This window comes from Rosenbergiella nectarea (assembly GCF_900111105.1).
GTDB lineage: Bacteria > Pseudomonadota > Gammaproteobacteria > Enterobacterales > Enterobacteriaceae > Rosenbergiella > Rosenbergiella nectarea.
Genome location: NZ_FOGC01000002.1, coordinates 219,473 through 242,707, shown reverse-complemented (window position 1 = coordinate 242,707; position 23,235 = coordinate 219,473). Strand labels below are relative to the sequence as shown.

The 23,235-nt window shown below is 46.6% G+C and carries 20 protein-coding genes; 7 read left to right on the top strand and 13 right to left on the bottom strand.

The genetic code is table 11. The annotated features are described in order from the left end of the window. Positions 1–249 precede the first annotated feature (249 nt). On the top strand, positions 250–771 hold the full coding sequence (gene ftnA, locus BMX14_RS03995) for a non-heme ferritin (RefSeq protein ID WP_092673124.1): 522 nt from the start codon (positions 250–252) through the stop codon (positions 769–771). 37 nt (positions 772–808) lie between these two features. Here the strand turns inward: ftnA and BMX14_RS03990 are convergent, their stop codons facing one another. From BMX14_RS03990 to exbB, 4 genes are all read right to left on the bottom strand, one after another. After that, positions 809–2,881 (bottom strand): putative bifunctional diguanylate cyclase/phosphodiesterase, encoded by a 2,073-nt coding sequence (locus BMX14_RS03990; protein ID WP_230527282.1) that lies wholly within the window; start codon positions 2,879–2,881, stop codon positions 809–811. Positions 2,882–3,081: 200 nt separating this feature from the next. Beyond that, positions 3,082–4,383: an MFS transporter gene (gene tcuC, locus BMX14_RS03985; protein ID WP_092673121.1), complete on the bottom strand. Its 1,302-nt coding sequence runs from the start codon at positions 4,381–4,383 to the stop codon at positions 3,082–3,084. A gap of 161 nt (positions 4,384–4,544) precedes the next feature. Beyond that, positions 4,545–4,967 (bottom strand): TonB system transport protein ExbD, encoded by a 423-nt coding sequence (gene exbD, locus BMX14_RS03980; RefSeq protein WP_092673118.1) that lies wholly within the window; start codon positions 4,965–4,967, stop codon positions 4,545–4,547. A 5-nt stretch (positions 4,968–4,972) separates the two neighbouring features. Next, positions 4,973–5,713 (bottom strand): tonB-system energizer ExbB, encoded by a 741-nt coding sequence (gene exbB, locus BMX14_RS03975; protein ID WP_177173082.1) that lies wholly within the window; start codon positions 5,711–5,713, stop codon positions 4,973–4,975. A 281-nt stretch (positions 5,714–5,994) separates the two neighbouring features. Here exbB and metC point away from each other — a divergent pair, with 281 nt between their 5' ends. Both metC and dkgA read left to right on the top strand, forming a co-directional pair. Continuing rightward, entirely contained in the window at positions 5,995–7,194 is a 1,200-nt protein-coding gene (metC, locus tag BMX14_RS03970; RefSeq protein ID WP_092673115.1) for a cystathionine beta-lyase, read from the top strand. 97 nt (positions 7,195–7,291) lie between these two features. Beyond that, on the top strand, positions 7,292–8,122 hold the full coding sequence (gene dkgA / locus BMX14_RS03965) for a 2,5-didehydrogluconate reductase DkgA (protein WP_092673112.1): 831 nt from the start codon (positions 7,292–7,294) through the stop codon (positions 8,120–8,122). 29 nt (positions 8,123–8,151) lie between these two features. On the opposite strand, the gene ftsP is transcribed toward dkgA, so the two are convergent. From ftsP to parC, 3 genes are all read right to left on the bottom strand, one after another. Beyond that, positions 8,152–9,588, bottom strand: a complete 1,437-nt coding sequence (ftsP, locus tag BMX14_RS03960; protein ID WP_092673109.1) for a cell division protein FtsP — start codon at positions 9,586–9,588, stop codon at positions 8,152–8,154. Positions 9,589–9,642: 54 nt separating this feature from the next. Next, the gene (locus BMX14_RS03955) at positions 9,643–10,380 is read right to left on the bottom strand and encodes a 1-acylglycerol-3-phosphate O-acyltransferase (protein ID WP_092673447.1); all 738 of its coding nucleotides are present in this window, start codon (positions 10,378–10,380) and stop codon (positions 9,643–9,645) included. Positions 10,381–10,521: 141 nt separating this feature from the next. Then, positions 10,522–12,759, bottom strand: coding sequence for a DNA topoisomerase IV subunit A (parC, locus tag BMX14_RS03950; RefSeq protein WP_092673106.1), 2,238 nt, complete (start codon positions 12,757–12,759; stop codon positions 10,522–10,524). Between the two features lie 199 nt (positions 12,760–12,958). Between parC and BMX14_RS03945 the strand changes: the two genes are divergently transcribed. Further along, complete coding sequence (locus BMX14_RS03945) at positions 12,959–13,546, top strand: NAD(P)H-dependent oxidoreductase (protein ID WP_092673104.1); 588 nt, start codon at positions 12,959–12,961, stop codon at positions 13,544–13,546. A 12-nt stretch (positions 13,547–13,558) separates the two neighbouring features. Here the strand turns inward: BMX14_RS03945 and parE are convergent, their stop codons facing one another. From parE to nudF, 5 genes are read right to left on the bottom strand one after another with little or no spacing between them, the layout of a single operon-like run. Continuing rightward, positions 13,559–15,454, bottom strand: coding sequence for a DNA topoisomerase IV subunit B (parE, locus tag BMX14_RS03940; RefSeq protein WP_092673102.1), 1,896 nt, complete (start codon positions 15,452–15,454; stop codon positions 13,559–13,561). 30 nt (positions 15,455–15,484) lie between these two features. Next, positions 15,485–16,066 carry an esterase YqiA gene (gene yqiA / locus BMX14_RS03935; RefSeq protein ID WP_092673100.1) on the bottom strand — a complete coding sequence of 194 codons (582 nt, stop codon included), beginning with the start codon at positions 16,064–16,066 and terminating at the stop codon, positions 15,485–15,487. 2 nt (positions 16,067–16,068) lie between these two features. After that, positions 16,069–16,893 (bottom strand): 3',5'-cyclic-AMP phosphodiesterase, encoded by an 825-nt coding sequence (cpdA, locus tag BMX14_RS03930; protein WP_092673098.1) that lies wholly within the window; start codon positions 16,891–16,893, stop codon positions 16,069–16,071. Between the two features lie 39 nt (positions 16,894–16,932). Then, the gene (locus tag BMX14_RS03925; protein WP_092673096.1) at positions 16,933–17,364 is read right to left on the bottom strand and encodes a DUF1249 family protein; all 432 of its coding nucleotides are present in this window, start codon (positions 17,362–17,364) and stop codon (positions 16,933–16,935) included. Continuing rightward, the gene (nudF, locus tag BMX14_RS03920) at positions 17,361–17,996 is read right to left on the bottom strand and encodes an ADP-ribose diphosphatase (protein ID WP_092673093.1); all 636 of its coding nucleotides are present in this window, start codon (positions 17,994–17,996) and stop codon (positions 17,361–17,363) included. Before nudF ends, BMX14_RS03925 begins: the two co-directional genes overlap by 4 nt. 208 nt (positions 17,997–18,204) lie before the next feature. Between nudF and tolC the strand changes: the two genes are divergently transcribed. Continuing rightward, the gene (gene tolC, locus BMX14_RS03915) at positions 18,205–19,704 is read left to right on the top strand and encodes an outer membrane channel protein TolC (RefSeq protein WP_092673090.1); all 1,500 of its coding nucleotides are present in this window, start codon (positions 18,205–18,207) and stop codon (positions 19,702–19,704) included. A gap of 54 nt (positions 19,705–19,758) precedes the next feature. On the opposite strand, the gene ygiD is transcribed toward tolC, so the two are convergent. Continuing rightward, a complete protein-coding gene (gene ygiD / locus BMX14_RS03910; protein ID WP_408011858.1) occupies positions 19,759–20,541 on the bottom strand; it encodes a 4,5-DOPA-extradiol-dioxygenase in 783 nt (260 codons plus the stop codon). A 237-nt stretch (positions 20,542–20,778) separates the two neighbouring features. Between ygiD and BMX14_RS03905 the strand changes: the two genes are divergently transcribed. Both BMX14_RS03905 and BMX14_RS03900 read left to right on the top strand, forming a co-directional pair. Further along, positions 20,779–22,626: a coiled-coil domain-containing protein gene (locus BMX14_RS03905; protein ID WP_092673084.1), complete on the top strand. Its 1,848-nt coding sequence runs from the start codon at positions 20,779–20,781 to the stop codon at positions 22,624–22,626. After that, entirely contained in the window at positions 22,607–23,071 is a 465-nt protein-coding gene (locus tag BMX14_RS03900; protein WP_143056381.1) for a hypothetical protein, read from the top strand. Before BMX14_RS03905 ends, BMX14_RS03900 begins: the two co-directional genes overlap by 20 nt. The last annotated feature ends 164 nt before the right edge of the window (positions 23,072–23,235 follow it).

Genomic DNA, 23,235 nt, shown 5'->3' with positions numbered 1-23,235 from the left:
ATTTCCCTATTGTTCGGTATTACCCAATGACCTCGTCTGGGATAAAAATTGCTCCTCTGCCCGAGTTGAAGGCGAAGCGAGTAATGCGGACTAAGAATGATTAACAATTACATTCAATATCTGGAATGATTTTTATTATTAAATAATTGATTTTAATGGATTTATTTTCCCTCTTCGCTTTATTTATTCGAAAGCATAGTGCATAATTATTAACCATAGACAGCCGATTTTACTTTTGGGGATACAACTATGCTGACGCCTGATATGGTTTCTCGCTTAAACGAACAACTCAATCTTGAGTTTTACTCTGCCAACCTTTACCTGCAGATGAGTGCCTGGTGCAGCGATAAAGGTCTTGAAGGCGCTGCCTCTTTTTTACGCTCCCATTCGCGTGAAGAGATGGAGCACATGCAACGCTTATTCAACTACCTAAGCGATGCAGGCGCATTGCCTGTGCTGGGTACGATTGAGGCGCCTCCGGTGACGTTTGATTCGGTCAGTGACCTGTTTACTCTGACCTACCGTCACGAGCAGCTGATCACTCAGAAAATTAATGAGCTAGCACATGCCGCGATGACGTCGCAGGACTATTCAACGTTTAACTTCCTGCAATGGTATGTCGCCGAACAACATGAAGAAGAGAAGTTATTCAAAACGGTTCTGGATAAACTGGGAATGCTTGAGAATAGCTCGAATGGACTGTTCTTAATCGATAAAGACCTAGCGGCCATGAACGCAGAATCACACCCTGGTACTGCGCATAACTCATAAGTGCGGTTGCGGACCTACACGAGGTCCGCAATAACTTCTAGGCCCGCACGGGATACTTATTGGCTACTACGGTGATTTCAGAAGGCGGTACTGGCCGACTGAAATAGTAGCCTTGGTGCACGTCACAGCCTAAATTGACCAAATAGGTTTGTTGCTCTTCGCTTTCTACCCCTTCCGCGACAATATTTAAATTCATATTTTTCGCCAGTTCGATAATCATCGACAATAATTGAGGATCTGTATCCTTATGACCAATACTATTGATAAAGGCGCGATCAATTTTAAGTTCTGTCGCAGGCATATTCTGTAAATAGAGCAAGCTTGAATACCCTGTACCGAAATCATCGATGGCCACCTGCACACCAATCGCTTTCAATTCTTCGAGGATCTTAATGCTCTCTTGCGGATAACGCATTGCCGTCGTTTCAGTGATTTCCAAAATTAATTTCTTAGGGGCCAGACGATACTCTTCAAGCGTTCTGGTCACTAAGTAGATTAAGCTTTTTTGCTCAAACTGTTGAGCAGAGAGATTGACAGATATGGAGAGATGATCTGCCCCTTGTTGATGCCATATCGCCAGCTGATGACACGCCTCATTTAATACCCACTCGCCCAGTAACAAGATCATCCCCGTTTGCTCGGCGATAGGCAGAAACTTATCCGGCGTTTTCAATCCACGTTCTGGATGCTGCCAGCGAACCAAGGCTTCGTAACCAATGATCTCACCAGACGTAACATTTAGTTTAGGTTGATAAAATAACCGTAATTCATTGTTATGAATAGCACGCCACAATTCATTTTTTAGCTGTACTTGACTGCGACCAATCGGACTCATCGATGGTTGGTATATACTGAAACCGTTACGTCCACTGTTCTTAGTGTGATACATCGCCGAGTCTGCATTAAACAGCATCTCTCGTGCTTCAATGCCATGCGCAGGAAACATCGCAATACCGATGCTTAAAGAGACTCTCAGCTCAAAGGCTTCAACGAGGAATTCAGGCTCAATAGCAGCGACCAGTTTTTCAGCTAACAGTGAGGCATCCATCTCTGAGTTTGCATTAGACAATAAAACAAACTCGTCACCCCCGACTCGCGCCAAAATATCACTAGGGTTAACCGCTGCATTAAGCCGCTTAGCCACTTCAACTAATAGCTTATCACCGATATCGTGGCCATACGCGTCGTTCACCATCTTAAACCCATCGAGATCCATATAAAGCAGGCTGAAGCTTGATGAATTGTACTTAGCGCTTTGAATGTAGTCGTTGAGTTTATCTTCAAATAAGGTGCGATTGGCGAGAGTCGTCAGCGGATCGTGCAACGCCATTTGGCGCAGCTCTTCATTGGTCTGCTTAAGTTTAGTGGTCATACGAGATACGCGTAATTGTGACTCAATCATTGACCCGAATAAGTTACTCCCTAAGATAATGAGGGTGAACATAAATACCCAAATGATCAATCGTTGTGAGCCAACCCCCCCTGGTAAAACCTGCATCGTGGATTCAAAATGAGCGGCGTACATCCCGGTGTAGTGCATACCCGCTATCGCTGCACCCATGATCAATGCCGCAAAAAAGCGACGGTTTAATACTCCCGCATAGTTATTACGGAGCCTAAATGCCAGCCATAATGCGACGGCAGAGGCGGTATAAGCAATAATAATTGAGATAATGACTGGTGTCTTATGCCAGACAATCGGCTGGCTAATACGCAGACCAGCCATCCCGGTATAGTGCATCGCAATAACCGAAGACCCTAAGATTATCGAACCAATAAGTAGATTCGTTAACGTAAATTGGTTATGTCGAAATACCGCCCATAACGCAATAATAGAACCGACAACCGCAACAATAATAGAGAAGACCGTTTCACCCGGGTTATAGCGCATGGGCATTTGAAAATGCATCGCCATCATACCGATGAAATGCATCGACCAAATGCCGATCCCCATCGCTGCCCCACCGCCAATCAACCAAAATAGGGCTTTCATTCCACGGCTATCGGCCACTCTGGCGACAGTATCTAAAGCAGAGAAAGAGGCGAGGAACGCAATAAATACAGAGGCGAGCACTAAGCCGCTGTCCCACGTAACATGCATCATATTCATTGTGTCCAACTGGCTCTCCTACTAAGTCCTAATGGGGCAGATTTTTCTTCTAACCGAGCATAGAAAGGATTAATTACCTCAATATTACGTGATTAAGACGCCAGTAAATACATATTTTAAGAATATGATGATTAGATTATTTTATGTATTTGACTTGCAGCAGATAACCGGCTACCCGCTGCTTAAAGGAATTGATAATGCTACCGTACTGAACGGTTATAACGCTTAACCAGCCATCCCAACCAAAGCGATCCAACAAAACCGCAAATTGCCGCAAAGGTTAACCATGCTCCAGGCATTGCTTTGTCACCTGTGCTATGAATTAGATAACTCGATATCGCTGGGGTAAACCCACCGAACAACGCCGTAGCCAAACTGTAGGCGAGAGAAAATCCTGACGCTTTAACGTCGGCGGGCATAACCTCTGCCAGCCAAACCACCATCGCACCGTTATAACTCGCATAGAGAAATGAAAGCCACAACTCGGTTTCAATGAGATGGGTGAAAGTTGGTGTAGCCACCAGCCAGCGCAACACCGGCCACGCGGTGAAAATCATTAATACCGTGAATATAATGAGTAGAGGACGGCGACCTAGCCGATCAGAAAGCGCGCCCATAATAGGTAACCAAAATAGGTTTGAGATGCCGACGAATAAGGTGACTAAAAAGCTTTGCTGATCACTCATGTTCAACACCGCTTTACCGAACGTTGGGGTAAATGCGGTAATCATGTAAAACATGACCGTCGTGGTCACTACCATAAACATCCCTGCAATCACCAATGCCCAGTTACGTAACACTGATCGAGCAATCTCACGCATCCCTGGACGATGTTTCCTCTCTTTAAAGGCCTCCGTCTCTTCGAGTGAACGACGAATATAAAATAAGAAGGGCACCACCATACAGCCAATAAAGAATGGAATACGCCATGCCCAATCGGAGACCACCTGTTTGCCTAATAAATGATTCAGTCCTAATCCCAATAATGCGGCAAAGATAACTGAAATTTGTTGGCTACCTGACTGCCAACTGACAAAAAAACCCCGACGCCCTGGGGGCGCTATTTCGGAAAGATAAACGGAGACTCCGCCTAACTCTACCCCCGCCGAGAAACCTTGTAGTAAGCGGCCCACCAATACTAATATTGGCGCAAAAATACCGAGGGTGTGGTAACCCGGGACGACGGCAATGGTTAAGGTACCTAGAGCCATTAACCCTAAGGTAATCAATAATCCTTTACGTCGCCCGTGTTGATCGATATAGGTGCCAAGGATCACGGCACCGAGAGGACGCATTAAAAACCCTGCACCAAAGGTCATCAGCGTTAGCATCAAGGAGGCATAGGGGTTGCTCCCCGGAAAGAAGGTATTGGCTATGGCGCTGGCGTAATAGCCGAAGACCATGAAATCATACATTTCGAGGAAGTTACCGCTTGTCACGCGGAAGATCGATTTCGCATTTTGCCAAGCCGAAGGCCTGGAGGAAGATTCTGTATAACTCATTCAACATTTCTCACTTTTTTTGTTTTTTTAAGGCTAACCGTCCTCCCTTTTTAACCCCATTAAATCAACTTTTCATTAAAAAAATTATAACAATTAATAAACAAAAGTCATCTTGGCAAAAAAAATCCTCCCGAAGGAGGATGGTTTTATGCCATAGACCGTTATTTGGGTGCGCTTTCTAAGCCCATTAGCCCTATCTTGAGATAACCTGCGCTGCGTAGGTCATCCATGATACTCATCAGTGTGGCGTAATCGATGCTTTTATCTGCTTGGAAAAAGATTGTGGACTCTTTATTGCTTTGAGTCTGTGCAATTATTTTTTGTACCAGATCTTCCTTACTGACTGCATCGTTGCCGACGAAAAGCTGATTCCCTTCTTTCACACTCAGGTAAACCGGTTTTTCTGGTCTGGGTTGTGGCGTGCTGGTGGATGCAGGAAGATTGACACGTACATCGACCGTTGCTAAAGGCGCAGCCACCATGAAGATGATAAGTAAGACTAACATCACGTCGATAAAAGGCGTGACGTTAATCTCATGCATTTCACCGTCGCCCTCTACTTCATCATTGAGTCGCATTGCCATGACAATTACCCTACGCGTAGTTTTTGAGTAGCCGTATTTTGCGTCATTGGCGTGTAACGACTGCTTTGCAGGTCCGCATCACGACTTTGTAACAGGATAATCTGTGCAGCAGTGTCGCCTAAAGACGCTTTATAGCCGGCGATCATCCGTGCAAAGACGTTGTAAATAACGACCGCGGGGATGGCCGCGACTAATCCTACTGCGGTCGCCAATAGCGCTTCAGCAATCCCAGGCGCCACAACCGCGAGGTTAGTTGTTTGCGTTTTAGCGATACCGATAAAGCTATTCATGATCCCCCATACCGTACCGAATAAACCGATGAAGGGCGAGACTGACCCAATGGTGGCCAAGAAACCGTTATTACGGCCAGCGTGGCGACCAATCCGAGCAACTTGGCGCTCTAAACGAAAAACCGTACGCTCTTTAATTCCCGCTTGGTCATCGCTTTGCGCGGACAACACGCGTTCATCAAGCGCTTCTGCGACAAGCATGGCCGCATGACTATTTTTAGCAAATTGCTGCGTAATTTTTCCTGCGCCATCAAGCGTACGAGCTTCTTTTAGGGCAAGCTGATCCGCGTTAAGACGACGTTTTGCAGCACTTAGCTCAGTGTATTTTGCAAAGAAAATTGCCCAGGTTGCAACGGAGGCGAGTAGCAAACCCATCATTACAACTTTAACAACAATATCAGCATGTTGGTACATGCCCAATACAGATAAATCTGTCTGCATCAGATTATTGGTCACCACACTCATCTTCTAGCCTCGGTTTGTTGCGTAAAACAATTGACGCTATGATACCAAAAGCAAACTCTATTGATAGTAGTTATCATTACTATTTACATAATGAAAAAGCTCTCTCGAATAATATTCGCTAAAAACAGCCAGTTATAACCAGAGATCGGGCTAAGTTTTTTAAGAGGTTGTAAGTATACTGTTATGACTGTTTAGCCTAAGAAAACCCTCCCCTTTTCCATCAACTCTGCTTACTCTACTCATAATTGAATTTTACTGATTTGGGGATCGTAATGTCCGATAAGCAACATTTTGAAACGACGCTCATTAGTGCTGGTCGCAAACCACGTTACACGCAAGGCGCAGTAAACGCGGTTATCCAACGCGCCTCCTCCTTAGTCTTCCCTACGGTAGCGGATAAGAAAATCGCCACTGCTGGCCGAGCGAAAGGGGAGCTTTTTTATGGTCGCCGCGGCACCTTGACCCACTTTGCGTTACAAGATGCGATGACTGAATTGGAGAGCGGTGCGGGCTGTGTACTCTATCCCTGCGGTGCGGCCGCGGTGGCAAATGCTATTCTGGCTTTTGTTGAAGCGGGCGATCATATCTTGGTAAGCGGATCCGTCTATGAACCGACACAAGATTTTTGCTCAACGATTTTAAAGAAACTTGCCGTTGAAACGACCTATTTCCCCGCCCTTTCCGGTGCAGAGATAGCCGAATGGCTGCGTCCTACGACCCGGGTCGTCTTTTTAGAATCACCCTCGTCGATCACCATGGAAGTCCAAGATATTCCTGCCCTTATCGCGACAGTACGTCGTATAGCTCCGCAAGCGGTGGTTATCGTCGATAATACTTGGGCTGCCGGAGTCCTGTTCAAGGCCTTAGAAGCGGGAGCAGATATCTCAATTCAAGCCGGGACCAAATACTTAGTTGGCCATTCCGATGCCATGATTGGCACCGCCGTGGCGAATGAACGTTGTTTGGAACAACTGAGAGAAAACTCTTATTTAATGGGGCAGATGGTTGATGCAGATACCGCGTACGTGACGGCTCGTGGATTACGTACACTCGCTGTTCGCTTACGACAGCACGAGACGGCAAGTCTGGAGATTGCCCAATGGCTGAGTCAACGAGATGAAGTATTTCGAGTGAATCATCCCGCCCTGCCTGAATCCCCTGGACACTGCTTCTGGCAACGAGATTTTTCAGGGAGTAGCGGCTTATTCTCTTTTATTCTTAATGAGAAGTTGGAGCCTGCAAGGCTCGCCCACTACCTCGACCATTTCGACCACTTCAGTATGGCGTACTCTTGGGGCGGATTTGAGTCATTGATTCTGGCTAACCAACCCGAGGAGATCGCTGCGATTCGTCCCGTCGGTCAATTGGACTTTACTGGGACACTGATCCGACTTCATATCGGATTAGAACACCCTCAGGATTTGATTGCAGATTTAGAGAGAGGCTTCGCCCGACTGAAAGAACGGGTGTAAACACTCCGAAAAGCGTGTTTTCGCCCCACAAGCTGCCTTTATTGTCTACACTTAGGCTCATTATTTGTGATCATTTGATCGAGAGAAGGAGCCTAAAATGTCTCAGCAACTAGATGTCACGCTGCACGATGGTCGTACCATGCCTCAACTTGGCTTGGGAGTATGGCAAGCTTCGATTGAACAAACCCAAGAAGCTGTCACCCACGCTCTGAATACTGGTTATCGTTCTATCGATACTGCGGCAATCTATAAAAACGAAGAAGGTGTTGGTCAAGCATTGCAAGCGTCTTCACTGGCTCGCGATGACCTGTTTATCACCACTAAATTGTGGAATTCTGATCAGACTGATTGGCAACGCGCAGCAGAGACCAGTTTACGTAAGCTGCAGCTAGATTATGTTGATCTCTATCTTATGCACTGGCCCTGCCCACAACAGGACAACTATGTTAAAGCATGGGAAGGTATGATCGATCTGCAGCGCCAAGGACTCGTTAAAAGCATCGGCGTGTGTAATTTCCAAGAGACTCATCTGGAACGCATTATCCGTGAAACAGGGGTGACGCCTGTCGTCAACCAAATCGAGTTACACCCGTTATTTCAGCAACGCCAGCAACATACTTGGAATGCCCTGCATAAGATCCACACCGAATCGTGGAGTCCTTTAGCACAAGGGGGAGAGGGTGTTTTCGATCAAGAAATCATCCAAACGCTGGCGAAAAAATACCAGAAAACGCCTGCGCAAGTCGTTATCCGTTGGCACTTAGATAGCGGTTTAATCGTCATTCCAAAATCGGTCACGCCCAAGCGTATCGACGAGAACTTCGCGGTATTTGACTTTAAGCTGGAAAAAGAAGAATTGAAGGCAATTGCTTCTTTAGACAGCGGTAAGCGCCTCGGCCCTGAGCCAGAGACCTTCGAGAAGCTCTAAAGTAGAGGCCTCCCAATCGGGAGGCCTAACTAGTAGCCACTATTCAAGGTGGATGAGGGTTGAACCAAGAGTTGGCCCACGGCTCCCTGATCGAACTGCTCTAAGGTTTGACTGCCATAAATGAAGGGGAAATGTGCCGAAGAGGTTTGAGGGAAGGTTACCAACAATTCGACGCTACCATCTACCCAAACCGTGTCTTTCCAACCCCGATCTTCGACCATCGGCGGCGCACCGTTCACACTCTTAATTAAGAACATCGCCCCTTGTACTGAGAAGGATTGTGGAAGATCGGCTTCTACCGTCCAACGTTCGAAACTCCCCTGCTGCACAGTCATATCCACGCGTTTAACGTCCCATGCCCTATCATTTATCCCGGCGGGAGAATCGTTTAAACGAATCTGTCGGCTTTGACTGGTCAGGCCAGTTTCAAGCGCTGAGACTAAAGAGGTCGGCACACTGTCGGTGACTAGAGGCAATAACCCTGTCGGTCTTAACGTTAATACTAAGGTTGAGGTCAACACGGTTGAAGGTTCGAAGATGCCTCGAATTCTCTCCATAATTGTCGCTTCGGTTCCCGCCGTAATGGAAACGTTATGACCGTCAGACAGGTCGATCAATACTTCGCGACGCTCACCGGGGGCCAGAGAGAGTTGTGTAGTGGTTACCGGCGCAGACATAAACCCTTGATCACCGGCAATCACGGTAAAAGGGCGGTTGTCGGAAAGTTGCAATAGGTAACGACGGGCATTTGATGCATTTAATAAGCGAAGGCGGACCCAACCGCGAGAAGCATTAAAATAGGGTTTCTGCGACCCATTGACCAGCAGCGTGTCGCCAAGGAAAGGAGTCGAACTCTCTTCGTAAACGGGTGTGCCAAAATTATCTAACCGCTTGTCTTGTATAATCAATGGAATGTCATCGACACCATAATGCTTAGGCAGTGGTAACTGCTTACTCACTTCATCCTCGACTACCCACAATCCGGCAAGCCCACGATAGACTTGCGAACCGGCATGCTGCGAAGTATTGGAATGATACCATAGCGTCGCGGCCGGTTGGCGTATAGGTAAAATTGGCGACCAATCGACTTCCGATGAGATCAAGCGCGGTGCCCCGCCGGACAAAGGTCCAGGGACATGCAAACCGCTAACCATCATCGAGACAGACTCTGTCAGACGATTGCTATAAATGAGTTTAACGTCGTCGCCGCTCCAGACCTTCACTGTTGGCCCTAGATACATACCATTAAAGCCGATGCAGTCAGCCTGATTACGACCATTGAACGCCCAATGTGCCTCTTGCATCATTAGGAATATGGGCTGTCCGCGGCGTGATTCGATTAACGGCGGAATATAGAGCGGATTACTCCCCTCATCATCTGCAGCAAAGACCGCTTTTGGAAGCAAAGTGGGACCGACAGCCGCCACCGCTGAATACTGGATAAATTTGCGCCGAGTTAAAGACATTAACGAGTAACCTTAAACAAAAGGGTAATGTGTGAGCCTTGGTATAAGCCGTAATTAATTAACGCGGTCTGTTTCACGACGTGCAACTTCAGCGTTTAACTCATCCAATTTTTGCTGCATCACTTCACGACAGTAATTGGTCAACTTTCTTGCTGATTGATCTTGGAAAGGAGTGGTATCAATTGGCGGTAGCATTTCGATAATAACTAACCCATTTCTCAGGCGATTAAGGTTAATTTTGTCATGAGTGTCCGATACCACTATGGGAATGATCGGTACCCCTGCCGCCAATGCTGCGTGAAATGCGCCGGTTTTAAAAGGTAATAATCCACGGCCACGGCTACGTGTCCCTTCTGGGAACATCCAGAATGACACGCGGCCATTTTTCAGTTGTTCCACAACTTGGTTAATACTGCCGTGTGCTTTTGCCTTGTTATCGCGGTCAATCAGTAAATTACCCGTCAGCCAATACAATTGACCGAAAAAAGGGATCCACGCTAGGCTCTTTTTACCGACAGTGACCGTCGGGGCTTGCACCATATTCGCCGCAGTCACCATGTCGTAGTTATTTTGATGGTTAGCGATATAAATCGCGTTACCGACTTCTTCAATTCCGGCAGGCTTACGAATATCAAGCGTAATACCAAATACGTGGCTTAATTTACCAAACATATGGGCGAAGGTCGCCACATGTCGTGGATTGCGTGGCGAAAATAGACACCATATACAGCCGACTAAACAGACCAGAATAGAGTACACGACGACGATGATCGCTCGTAAAATTAACAGCATATTGCCCTCAAATAAGGAGAATGCACTCACTCCCCTCCTTAAATATTCTTCATTCAAGGATAGTATCGCTCAAGCCTAAAGCCCTTTACGCGATACCCCTTCCCTTACCCAAGCTTTGTTCATTCTGCAAAGTGAAGACAATTATTCAATATCGACGCGATCAATACGTTGTAATCCTCGCGGTAATAATGTCCCTTTGCGGCCTCTCTCTGCTTTAAATTTCTGTAACTCTTCACTACGGAGTTTCAGTTTACGTTTACCGACGTAGAGCGTAACGCTACTTTCTTCATTCAGTAAAAGTAGCCATAACAGCTTATCTTTTCCTGCCGCGAAATCGGCGCTTGGAATGGAAATAATTTTATTCCCTTTTCCTTTCGATAATTGCGGCAGATCGCTGACGGAGAACATTAGCATTCGACCCGCTTCGGTAATGACTAACAGCTGATCGTTGGCCGGATCAATAACTTGTGGCGTCATGACCTTCGCTTGATCAGGTAATGTCAGCAAGGCTTTACCGGATTTAGTCCTTGATTGTAAATCTGCAAAAGTACAGATAAAGCCGTAACCGGCATCCGATGCCATGAGCAACTTAGTTTCATCCGGTTCCATCAGCACCTGTTGCACGGTTGCCCCAGGTGGCGGCGTAATTTTACCGGTGATCGGTTCACCCTGCCCTCGCGCTGAAGGGAGCGTACTCGGATCTAAGGTGTAGCTACGACCAGTCGAGTCAATCACGCTAACGGGTTGATTGCTTTTACCTTTGGCCGATGCTAAGTAGTTATCTCCGGCTTTATAGCTCAGTCCCGTTGGGTCAATATCGTGACCCCGCGCAGCGCGTATCCACCCCATTTGTGATAGGACAATGGTGACCGGTTCGGAAGGGACTAAATCTGTTTCGCTGATTGCTTTAGCCTCACTACGTTCTTGCAGAGGTGAGCGACGATCATCGCCATAGAGTTTGGCATCCGCTTGTAACTCTTTCTTCAATAACGTATTCATTTTACGTTCTGACGCTAATAGCGCTTGTAACTCATCGCGCTCTTTTTCTAGATCTTGCTGCTCACCTCGAATCTTCATCTCTTCAAGACGGGCGAGGTGACGTAATTTCAATTCGAGGATAGCTTCTGCTTGTGTCTCACTTAATCCAAACCGAGCGATTAACGCACGCTTAGGCTCATCCTCATTACGGATTATTTCGATTACTTCGTCGATATTCAAGAACGCGACAAGAAGGCCTTCTAAAATATGTAATCGGTTTAACACTTTTTCTAAACGATATGACAATCGACGACGCACGGTATCGCGTCGATACGTTAGCCACTCACTAAGAATTTCTCGAAGATTCTTGACGGCTGGACGATTATCCAAGCCAATCATATTCAGGTTAACACGATAGCTCTTTTCTAGATCGGTCGTGGCAAAGAGGTGATTCATCAATGCTTCACTATCGACACGATTTGAACGCGGCACAATGACGATGCGTGTCGGGCTTTGATGGTCAGATTCATCGCGGAGATCCTCGACCATCGGTAGCTTTTTATTACGCATTTGGGTCGCGATCTGTTCCAACACCTTAGATCCAGAGGCTTGGTGAGGTAACGCAGTGACGACGATCTCACCATCCTCTACTTGCCAGACGGCGCGCTGGCGGATACTGCCGCGTCCGGTTTCATAAATTTTGCGAATCTCTTTACGTGGTGTGATGATTTCCGCTTCCGTCGGAAAATCCGGACCTTGAACAATATCTAATAGTGATTCTAAAGAGGTCTCGGGTTTATCGATGAGAGCAATGGTCGCCTGAGCCACTTCGCGCAGATTATGTGGCGGAATATCCGTGGCCATTCCCACCGCAATACCGGTAGTACCATTTAGCAGGATATTCGGTAAGCGCGCAGGCAGCATTTTCGGCTGTTCCAGCGTACCATCAAAGTTTGGAATGAAATCGACCGTGCCCTGCCCTAGTTCAGCCAATAATGTTTGAGCATATTTAGAGAGTCGCGACTCGGTGTAACGCATGGCAGCGAAGGACTTTGGATCATCTGGCGCCCCCCAGTTACCTTGCCCATCGATCAGTGGATAACGATAGGAAAATGGCTGCGCCATGAGTACCATGGCTTCATAGCAGGCGCTATCGCCATGGGGGTGGTACTTACCGAGCACATCACCGACAGTACGCGCCGATTTTTTAAATTTTGCGCTAGCATTGAGACCCAATTCTGACATCGCATAAATGATGCGACGCTGTACCGGTTTAAGGCCGTCTCCAATATAAGGCAATGCGCGATCCATAATGACATACATCGAATAATTGAGATAAGAATTCTCAGTAAATTCGTGTAGTGCGCGGCGCTCAACGCCGTCCTGCGTGATTACACTCATGAATTATTCCTCACTTCACTCCCGGGATACCTATTTCTGGCGGGATTATTTGCCCGCGATAGTACCTTATTAGACATCGTTAGTCACAATAACTCTGATTTTGCTCTGCGCCGCTACCGCATAGAGCGTTAATTATCTGCGCGTAAATTGTGGATAATTCTTGAGGACAACTCCCCTAATTTGACATGAGAGAAGACTAATGAGCCACATCCACATTATTGATGGCGGGACCACCTTCGGCCACTCGCAAGGTGAACTCAACCATACCTTGGCCACCACCGCGGAAGAGACACTCAACGCTCTGGGTCACAAAGTGACTAAAGTGCGTGTGACCGATGACTATGATATTGAACAAGAGATTGAACAGTTTGTCGCTGCCGATAGCCTTATTCTGCAGATGCCAGGCTGGTGGATGGGCGAGCCATGGACGGTAAAGAAATACATCGACGAAGTGTTTACCTTCGGACACGGACGCCTTTATGCCAATGATGGACGCAGTCGCGACAATAGCGAAAAACATTATGGTTCTGGTGGCCTGTTGCAGGGCAAACACTACCTGCTATCATTGACTTGGAACGCGCCGCTGCAGGCATTTACCGATAAAGAACAGTTCTTCGAAGGTGTCGGCGTCGACGGTGTTTACCTGCACACACACAAGGCCTTCCAATTCTTAGGGATGACCGCACATCCAACCTTTATCTGTAACGATGTGATTAAACGTCCTGATGTCCCGACCTATATCCGTGACTATCAAAAACACCTGACCGATACCTTCGGCCAGGCGTAATACTTCTGGGGATCAGAGTTCGATCTCGACCTGATCTCCTTGCTCCTGTAGCCAATTCCGGCGATCTTCCGAACGCTTCTTCGCGAGTAGCATATCCATAACCCGTAGGGTTTCCGCCTCATCCTCATCGCTAATCGTCAGTTGCACCAGACGACGAGTATTCGGATCTAAGGTGGTTTCACGCAGTTGTGATGGGTTCATCTCGCCCAAGCCTTTGAAGCGCTGTACGCTAATTTTTCCCCGCTTACGGCTAAGCTTATCAATGATGACCTCCTTTTCATCATCATCCAGCGCATAATGCACCTCTTTACCCAGATCGATGCGGTACAGCGGCGGCATGGCGACATAGACGTGGCCATTACGCACTAAGTTTCTGAAATGTTTAACGAACAGCGCGCATAATAACGTGGCGATGTGTAATCCGTCAGAGTCAGCATCGGCCAAAATGCAGACTTTACCGTAGCGCAGTTGGCTTAAATCTTCACTGTCTGGATCGATACCGATCGCCACCGAAATATCATGCACCTCTTGAGATCCCAACACTTCATCAGAAGAGACTTCCCATGTATTAAGAATTTTTCCCTTAAGAGGCATTATCGCTTGGAATTCGCGCTCGCGGGCTTGTTTTGCGGATCCCCCGGCAGAATCGCCCTCGACCAGAAACAGTTCGGTCCGAGACAAGTCTTGCGCCGTACAGTCGGCTAGTTTTCCGGGTAATGCCGGCCCACTGGTCAGTTTCTTACGCACCACTTTTTTGGCCGCACGCAGACGTCGTTGTGCGCTAGCAATCGCCAGTTCTGCCAGTTGCTCAGCAATCTGTACGTTCTGATTTAACCATAAACTGAACGCATCTTTCACAACGTTAGCCACAAAACCGGCGGATTGACGCGAGGATAGACGCTCTTTGGTCTGCCCTGCAAATTGTGGATCCTGCATTTTTACCGACAACACATAGGCACAACGATCCCAGATATCCTCGGCGGAGAGTTTCACCCCGCGCGGCAGAATATTTCGGTACTCGCAAAAGTTACGCATTGCGTCCAACAGACCTTGGCGTAACCCGTTAACGTGAGTGCCCCCTTGCATAGTCGGGATCAAGTTAACGTAACTTTCGGTTAGCAGTTCCCCACCTTCAGGTAACCACACTAGCGCCCAGTCAACCGCTTCCGTCTCGCCGGAAAACGACCCAACGAAAGGCTCCTCGGGTAACACGGGAAGGCCATTAACCGCTTCACGTAAGTAGTCGGTAAGACCGTCCTGATAGCACCAGCGTTGTTCGCTATCGTTGACCTTGTCTTTAAAAACAATTTCGACACCCGGGCAAAGTACGGCTTTCGCTTTTAGAAGATGACTCAGGCGGCTGACGGAAAATTTTGGCGTATCGAAAAAATGACTATCAGGCCAGAAATGAACGCGCGTCCCTGTATTACGACGACCGACCGTACCGGTGACGACTAAGTCTTGGACCTTATCGCCATTCTCGAAGGCCATATCGTAGACTTCGCCCCCACGCTTGACCGTGACTTCAACGCGGGTAGAGAGGGCGTTAACGACTGAGATACCCACACCGTGTAAGCCACCGGAAAACTGATAGTTTTTATTGGAGAATTTACCCCCCGCATGCAGACGGCAAAGAATCAGTTCTACTGCTGGCACGCCCTCTTCGGGATGGATATCAACCGGCATTCCTCGTCCATCATCGATCACTTCCAGTGATTGATCGGCATGGAGAATGACCTCAACACGCTTAGCATGTCCCGCTAGCGCTTCATCGATACTGTTATCAATCACTTCTTGTGCCAAGTGATTAGGACGAACAGTGTCGGTATACATACCGGGGCGACGTCGTACTGGCTCAAGTCCGGTGAGAACTTCGATATCGGCAGCGTTATAACTTGATTGAGTCATTATCTTCTTTCGTTTATACAGTGTGAGTGGTTAACAACGCGTTAAACCAAGAAATTCGATTATCGATGGAAAGTGACGCTCGACAGAGATAAAAGCATGGTTTCCCCCCTGTTCAATCGTTTGACGGCATGCTGAATAGTAAGCAACGGCTTGAGTATACTCTAACACCTCATCGCCGGTTTGTTGCAGTAACCAGAGCAGTTCAGGCTCGATTAACCGGGTCACTTCAAGCGTCTTTAAATCGTCTATATGGCGAGACTCTAACACATATTTTTGCCCTGTGTATGGATTCTGGTTATCGCCTAAAAAATTCAATAATAACTCAAAGGGCCTCACTGCAGGATTGATCACTACCGCAGGAACACCATAACGTTGTGACAACCATGTTGCATAATATCCTCCCAACGATGATCCGACTATTCCAACTGGGCGCTGTTTACACTGCGCAAGTTGCACCTCTAAAAACGTCGAAATATTCTCTGGCGTCGCAGGGAGTTCTGGGACGTGCAAATGAATGGTTGGGGCATTTTCCGCCAACCAACTGGCTAATAGAGCGGCTTTTTCAGAGCGAGGCGAACTATTGAAGCCATGGAGATACAGCAATGTCGGCATCGTTAATACCCTTCAGAATGAAAATCGGGCTGAAATTGTGGGCCGAAGAGACGTTGCACCTCAGTCACTACCTCTCCGTCTGGGCGCAACTCAAGCCAACGCCATCCTGGCGACTGGTTATCGATAGTAAATCCGGTACATTGCGGACGAAACTGTACGCAGGTTGAGGGCGTGGACAGCACACGCCGGCCCTGCCAAAGGTCATCCATCTCTTGATGAATATGGCCACACACCACCGTTTTGGCGAGCGGATAATCCTGCAACACCTCGGCTAATTGATGCGAATTACGTAGGCTGTGAGTATCTAACCACGTACACCCCGAGGGAATAGGATGATGATGGAGCAAAATAATGGTGTGACGCTGCGGATGCCGAGCCAATGCATCGCCTAACCATTGCAGCTGATAGTCGCTGAGCAAGCCATGGGGAACACCATGCACTTGGCTGTCGAGCAGTAGAAGCTGCCACTGGTCGCCAAGTAGCACGGATTTTTGATCACAGACCCCTTCACTTGCCAAGGTTTTAACCATGGCCGGCTGAAAGTCATGGTTACCGGGTAACCATACACAGGGCTTCTGTAATCGACGAATACCTTTAGCAAAAGCATGGTAGGCCTCAGGGCTATGATCTTGGGCGAGGTCACCCGTGGCAATAATCAAATCGATTTGACGTTGTTCAGCGATAACCGCGTCTATTACCGCTTGGTAGCTTTGCCATGTATTGACCCCTAATAGACTCTCTTGTGGGGTTTTAAAGAGGTGCATATCAGTGAGTTGTAGGAGCCGGATGCTCCGATTATCAGCGATCTCTGGCACTAAAGAATTCACTAAAACTCACCTTTTATCCGCGTTGAAATTACTATTGTCTCACATCTCAGGCAGCGGCGTTGCCATCACACCTTGCACCAGACAATACCGTAGCCATTCAGAGAGAAACTGATTAATTTGATGCTTTTCATCACGTTGATGCAGTTTCCGATTCGGGTAATCATAGCGTGCTTTGAAGCGATAGATCTGTTGTGTCGAACACACTTCTGCAACCATCGCATCATGGTATAACCGTACAGACATCGACGGCAATTGCCAATAACTGACGACTGGCGCGACTTGTTTAATCATCACGCGGGTGGTGTAACGAGTCGATTCCTCGATCACCACTTGATAGTGGATGCCATTCACTTGGTAGGTCAAGGCGGCTCCTTCTACCTCTTCTCTTGGGATCAATCTCCGTAATTGCGCATAGTTTGTTTCATTTAAGCGCATCATTTCTGGAAAATTGGGGGTGTATTGCTGTTTCATGAAGATAACCACTCATTACGTATTTGCTCATGATGTAGGGCGAGCCACTGGAGGGCGATAATAGAGGCTGCATTATCGATAATTCCCGACTCGACCCACTGATAAGCGAGTTCACGACTCACTACTCTGACTAAAATGTCCTCGTTTTCACTCGCTAACCCATGATTCCCTTCTGCTTTGGTCGCGTCGACCTCGCCGATAAATATCGCTAGCCTCTCACTGCTACCGCCTGGACTGGATAAATAACTGAGTAGAGGCTTAGTACGCCCGATGTCTAGACCGGCCTCTTCTTGCGCTTCACGACGGGCCACATCCTCATCCGACTCTCCCGCCTCACAAATACCCGCGACTAATTCAATCAGCCATGGTGTTTTCCCAGACTCTAGAGCAGGAATGCGAATCTGTTCAATTAATACCACTTCATCACGAACGGGATCATAAGGGAGTAAAACGACCGCTTTTCCACGTTGAAATACTTCACGCACGACAGGCTCGCTCATGCCCCCAGCGTAGAGCCGATGTCGAAATCGATATTTAACGATTGAAAAGAATCCCTTATACATGGGTTCTTGGTGCAAAATTTCAACATCATCGCGTGTAAATTGGGTGGGAGATTTTGGCTTTTTGCACATATAATAGACCTCGGATGTAGAGTGGTTCCAATGTCCTAGGACGATTTTTACTAGAAAACTGGGCTATTAAGTCAATATTTTACGCTAACGCGCCAAGTAAGGCACGTTCAGCCAACTTATTTCATTCTGTCTGTCTGGTACAATTCGAAAAATTTTTTGACCTGACAACTTTATTTTTGCAATTTCGCTGCAACACAAAGGAACGCAAATGAAAAAATTGCTCCCCGTACTCGTTGGTCTGAGCTTAGCTGGCTTCAGTCATTTAGGCCACGCTGAAAACTTATTACAAGTTTATCAACAAGCACGTGATACCAATCCTGATTTACGTAGTGCAGCGGCCGATCGTGATGCTGCGTTTGAAAAAATTAATGAATCGCGTAGCCCATTACTTCCGCAGCTGGGACTGGGGGGGGACTACACTTTCAATAGTGGTTATCGCGATAATAGCGGTGTACGTTCCAATGCTTGGGCCGGTTCCTTACAGTTATCACAAACCATTTTTGATATGTCGAAATGGCGCGCGTTGACTCTGCAAGAGAAAACCGCAGGGATCCAAGATGTGACTTACCAAGTCGCGCAACAAGATCTTATTTTAAACACCGCAACCGCCTACTTTAATGTGCTTAATGCGATTGATACGCTCTCGTATGTCGAAGCGCAGAAACAATCGATTTACCGCGAACTCGATCAAACCACTCAACGTTTTAATGTTGGACTGGTGGCTATTACCGATGTGCAAAATGCTCGTGCCCAATACGACAGCGTATTAGCGAGTGAGGTCACTGCACGTAATGATATCGATAATAAGATGGAGGCACTGCGTCAGGTCACTGGAAATAGTTACCTCTCCCTGTCTTCACTTGATATTGGCCGGTTTAAAACGGAAAGACCGCAGCCTATCGATGCCTTACTGACCAAAGCTGAAAACCATAACTTGTCGTTGCTTTCCGCACGTCTGTCAAAAGACTTGGCGCGTGAGCAAATTCGTTATTATGAAACTGGCCACATGCCAACTCTGAGCTTAAATGCCTCGACGGGGCTGACTAATACCAAGTATCAAGGTTATCGCGCTCACACTACCTCTACTACCCAAGATTCTATCGGGGGGAATAATCAAGTCGGTGTCAGCTTATCTATCCCGCTGTATACCGGTGGATCGGTAACCTCTCAGGTGAAACAAGCTGAGTACAGCTTCGTTAGCTCTAGCGAGAAATTAGAAAGCGCGCACCGTTCAGCGGTACAAACCGTTCGTTCATCGTTTAACAATGTTAATGCGTCCATCAGCAGTATCGATGCTTACCGCCAAGCGGTGGTTTCAGCGCAAAGCTCTCTTGATGCGATGGAAGCCGGTTACCAAGTTGGTACCCGTACCATTGTTGATGTGTTAGATGCGACCACCACGTTGTATAACGCCAAGCAACAGCTCTCCGATGCACGCTACGGCTATCTGATTAACCAAATCAATATCAAATACGCGTTAGGCACCCTTAACGAGCAAGATATTATCGCGTTAAACAGTACCTTAGGTAAGGATGTATCAACCTCTCCACAAGCGGTTGCGCCGGATAATCCAGTACAAGATAACCGCGCCGATGGTGTAGCACCGGTACGGACGCAACAAGCATCATTAAACTCAACGGCTCCGGTGACTCATTCGTCTACCTCTGCAACCAGTACGCCTCGTGCAGGGAATCCGTTTCGCGGATAATTAGATGATAACGTTGGCAAAGTCTTCAGAATTTGCCAACGTTAGCTTGGTCTCTCACTGCACTAATACACTTGTCATACTAATACTGCCCATATCCATTCCCGTCACGGGTACTGTTATTTGGTCATCGGCACGTGCCGCGCCCAAAATATACAATAAAGGTAGAAAGTGTTCAGGGGTCGGATTGGCCAGCTGTGCGCCGGGAAACTGCATATAGTCGACTAAAGGATGATGGCTGTCGCCGGTTGCAGATCCTAAAGCCTCTTGCACTCGCTGATCAAAATCTTCCGCCCAAGGATAGATACCGCCCTCTTTTCCCCAGCGCGCCATTGATAAATTATGCACAGTATTGCCACTCGCCAGTAATAGTACGCCTTCGTCGCGAAGCGAAGACAATTGTTGACCCAGCTGATAGTGTTCTTCAGGCGATAACGCGGCATCCAGGCTCAATTGCACCACAGGAATATCAGCTTTAGGATACATTTTTACCAGTACCCCCCAGGTGCCGTGATCCAGCCCCCATTGATGGTCCAGCTTTATATTCGACGCGCCAAGTTGTTGTTTAACCTTTTCCGCTAATGGCGGATCACCCGCCGCAGGGTATTGCATATCGAATAACGCCTGAGGAAATTGGCCAAAATCGTGGATCGTTCTAGGGTGGCTCATCGCCGTCACGGCTGTGCCTCTCGTCACCCAATGTGCCGAAATAACGAGGATTGCTTTAGGTCGAGGCAATTGTTCCCCGAGTTGCCGCCATACGTCGGTATAACGATTTTCTTGAATGGCATGCATGGGATTGCCATGGCCAAGAAACAGTGCTGGCATGCGCGGAGTCATAATAAATATCCTATTTTAAATAATTTGAGCCTAGGATACGCCGCTAAATAAAAAACACACCTAGCGAGTAGTGATGATCATTTTCAAAAAAATTGAATATCGGTTTTTTGGGTGGATTTATTATTTATTAACGAAATTTTGATATTGAACAAATTTCGACCTCCTTTATTGAGACCTGTCTAGTAAAATTGCTCTTTATAAATGGGTATAAAAAGCTGAGCTAATCAAGGAGTGATTATGAACATAACTAAAAAGCCTCTTTTGGATGCAGGTAATCAGGGAATAATAGGATTTGAAATTACAATTTCGAGTTATTTTTTTAATGTAAATAAAGCCAATGATCAACTAAATAAAATAAGGGATAAAAGGTATGACGTAGAATATATCATCGATGAGTGGCAGGAAAGTCAGTCTGAAATTGTAGAAGAAACAGATGAATTACAGATTCTAAAGGGTACTTTACAGGAACTGATTACTGAAGAAGAGAAACTTACAAAAGAGATAGATGATTATTACAATCGTCATGATGAAACTGACCAGAGCAATGGCGAATTCAATCCCTATAACCATTTATATAGCGATAGCCGTTCCCTTAGCTATGCGACGACCTTAGACACTGATGCGTCATTTATTAAACATAAACCTGATGAATTTGGCGATTTCCCCCCCTACCTCAGCGTCAACATAGAGAGCTTTAAAGCCTCCATAGACTTTACCTTTTCAAGTGCGATCGCTGAGGAAAATAGGGATGATATTGTGCTGAGATTTTTTACTGACCACACTCTCTACGGTGAGATGAAAAGTTACGATGTCAGTATTTCCAGTTACAGCACTGATTCCTATTCTAGCTTTGTTAAGTTCTGTGAGTGGGTCAGGATGGACGCTGAAGAAGACTTTGTCGACGATGACTTAGGCTATTGGGGAACGGATCAAACGTTTTCCGATGGGGAATCTCTCTTATCGCTTGATAATTGTACCATCAGTCCAGGCCATACATCGCTCTCTTTACATAGCCTCTCTGTTATCAATATTAAGGCGTTATCCTGCACTATCGACTTTCACGATGAAGGGAAGGTTAGTGCTCTGATAAAGATAATTAATGGCAACGAGTTAGTAGAGCAAAGAGACACACTTGGTTTTATGATCGCCAATAGAGACGCGATACTAAGCGAATTAGTGAATGAGATATTTACGGATAAGTCACCTTCAGAAGCCATAGACTTATTTAGAAAATTGAATGGCCCGGACGATAGCGTCATTAAGGCAGGAAGTATTTTAATACTTGCCGATCCTGAGTACCCTTATGAGGAAGAACTAGCTCAGTTGATCACCGCCCAAAAGACTGCCCAACTCGCCTTAGAGGCGGTTCAAAACGAAGGGATTAACCGCGATTTTTTCCTTGATCATTACGCCACTCTGTCACATTTTTCTTCTATTGCCTCAACAGGTGTTGGTATCACGGGTACGGTTGGTGAAGTCTACTTCACCAAAATTAATAAAATTTTAAATCAAATCGACCAATTATATAAATCGACTTATGTGGGCAACACTGCTCTGGGGGGTGAGGCCTATTATTTACGCCGTGGGGTTCTTTTTTCCGAACTCGATACGTTACTCAAGCATTCATTTTTACGCCAAGTGTTCGACCTACCCCAAGATCAAAAAATCAAGTCCGCTTTACGACTCTCGTCTAAATCAATCGTCCATCACTGGAAAAAATCGGGGACCACCGAAATCCCTGGCTATGCGACACATCTAAACAATGCCAGTAAGCTCGTCAAAATAATGAAAACAACGGGTTACGTAGGTATTGCGTTTAGTGCGATGTATTCGGCGAATGAAATCTATAATGCCTGCTCGGTAGGGAGAGTAAGCGAGTGTAAGCAGACCACGTTTAGAGAGATAGGAAAATTTACGGGGGTTATTGCTGGTGGGGCTTTGGGGATGCGTATCTGTATCGGGCTCTTTCCGAATGTATACGCTACTGCAGGCTGTGTTATTACCTTAGGAACGTTAATAGGAATTGGCGGCGGTTACTTGGGCGAATCAATCGGTAATGATATTTATGAATCTTTTGAAGGATAATATGTTCTGGGTATACTCACTGTATATCTTATTGGTCGCTTCCCCTGCTATCTTAATTTTAATTAATTCAGAGGTATACCGCTCTTTAGATAAACTCTATTTTGAAAGATTTTCGATACCTCAACAACTCCACTGGTTAGACACTTACCGAGGTTCTACTTCTGTAATAATGAAATGGGGGATTTACGGAATGATTTTGACACAGAAAAAATACAATCCTAAACATCGACTTTTCCGTAACGTTTCAGAAGAAGAATATAATTTCATAAAAGAAGCGCCTGCAGAGTTACAAAAGAAAATTTTACGTGAAATGTTAATTCGTCGTTGCCTTCTTTACGCTATCGGCTTGGCCACTATAGCTATTTTTCTCTTTGGGGGGGGACTCGACTACCTGCTCGAACCCGTCACTCATGAAAATATTATGCAGGGAATTTCATTACTTTGACGGTCGGCATGCGGTTTATTATTTAGTTGGCCGTGGACTAATTGCCATGTTAATGCTGCACAAAAGTCGCCGTGTCGGTGATGTAACTAGGACCTCTCTGCTGTGGCCATTCATCTGTAGGTAATGAATTAATTGGTCCAGGTTATCGTAAAAGGAAGATATTA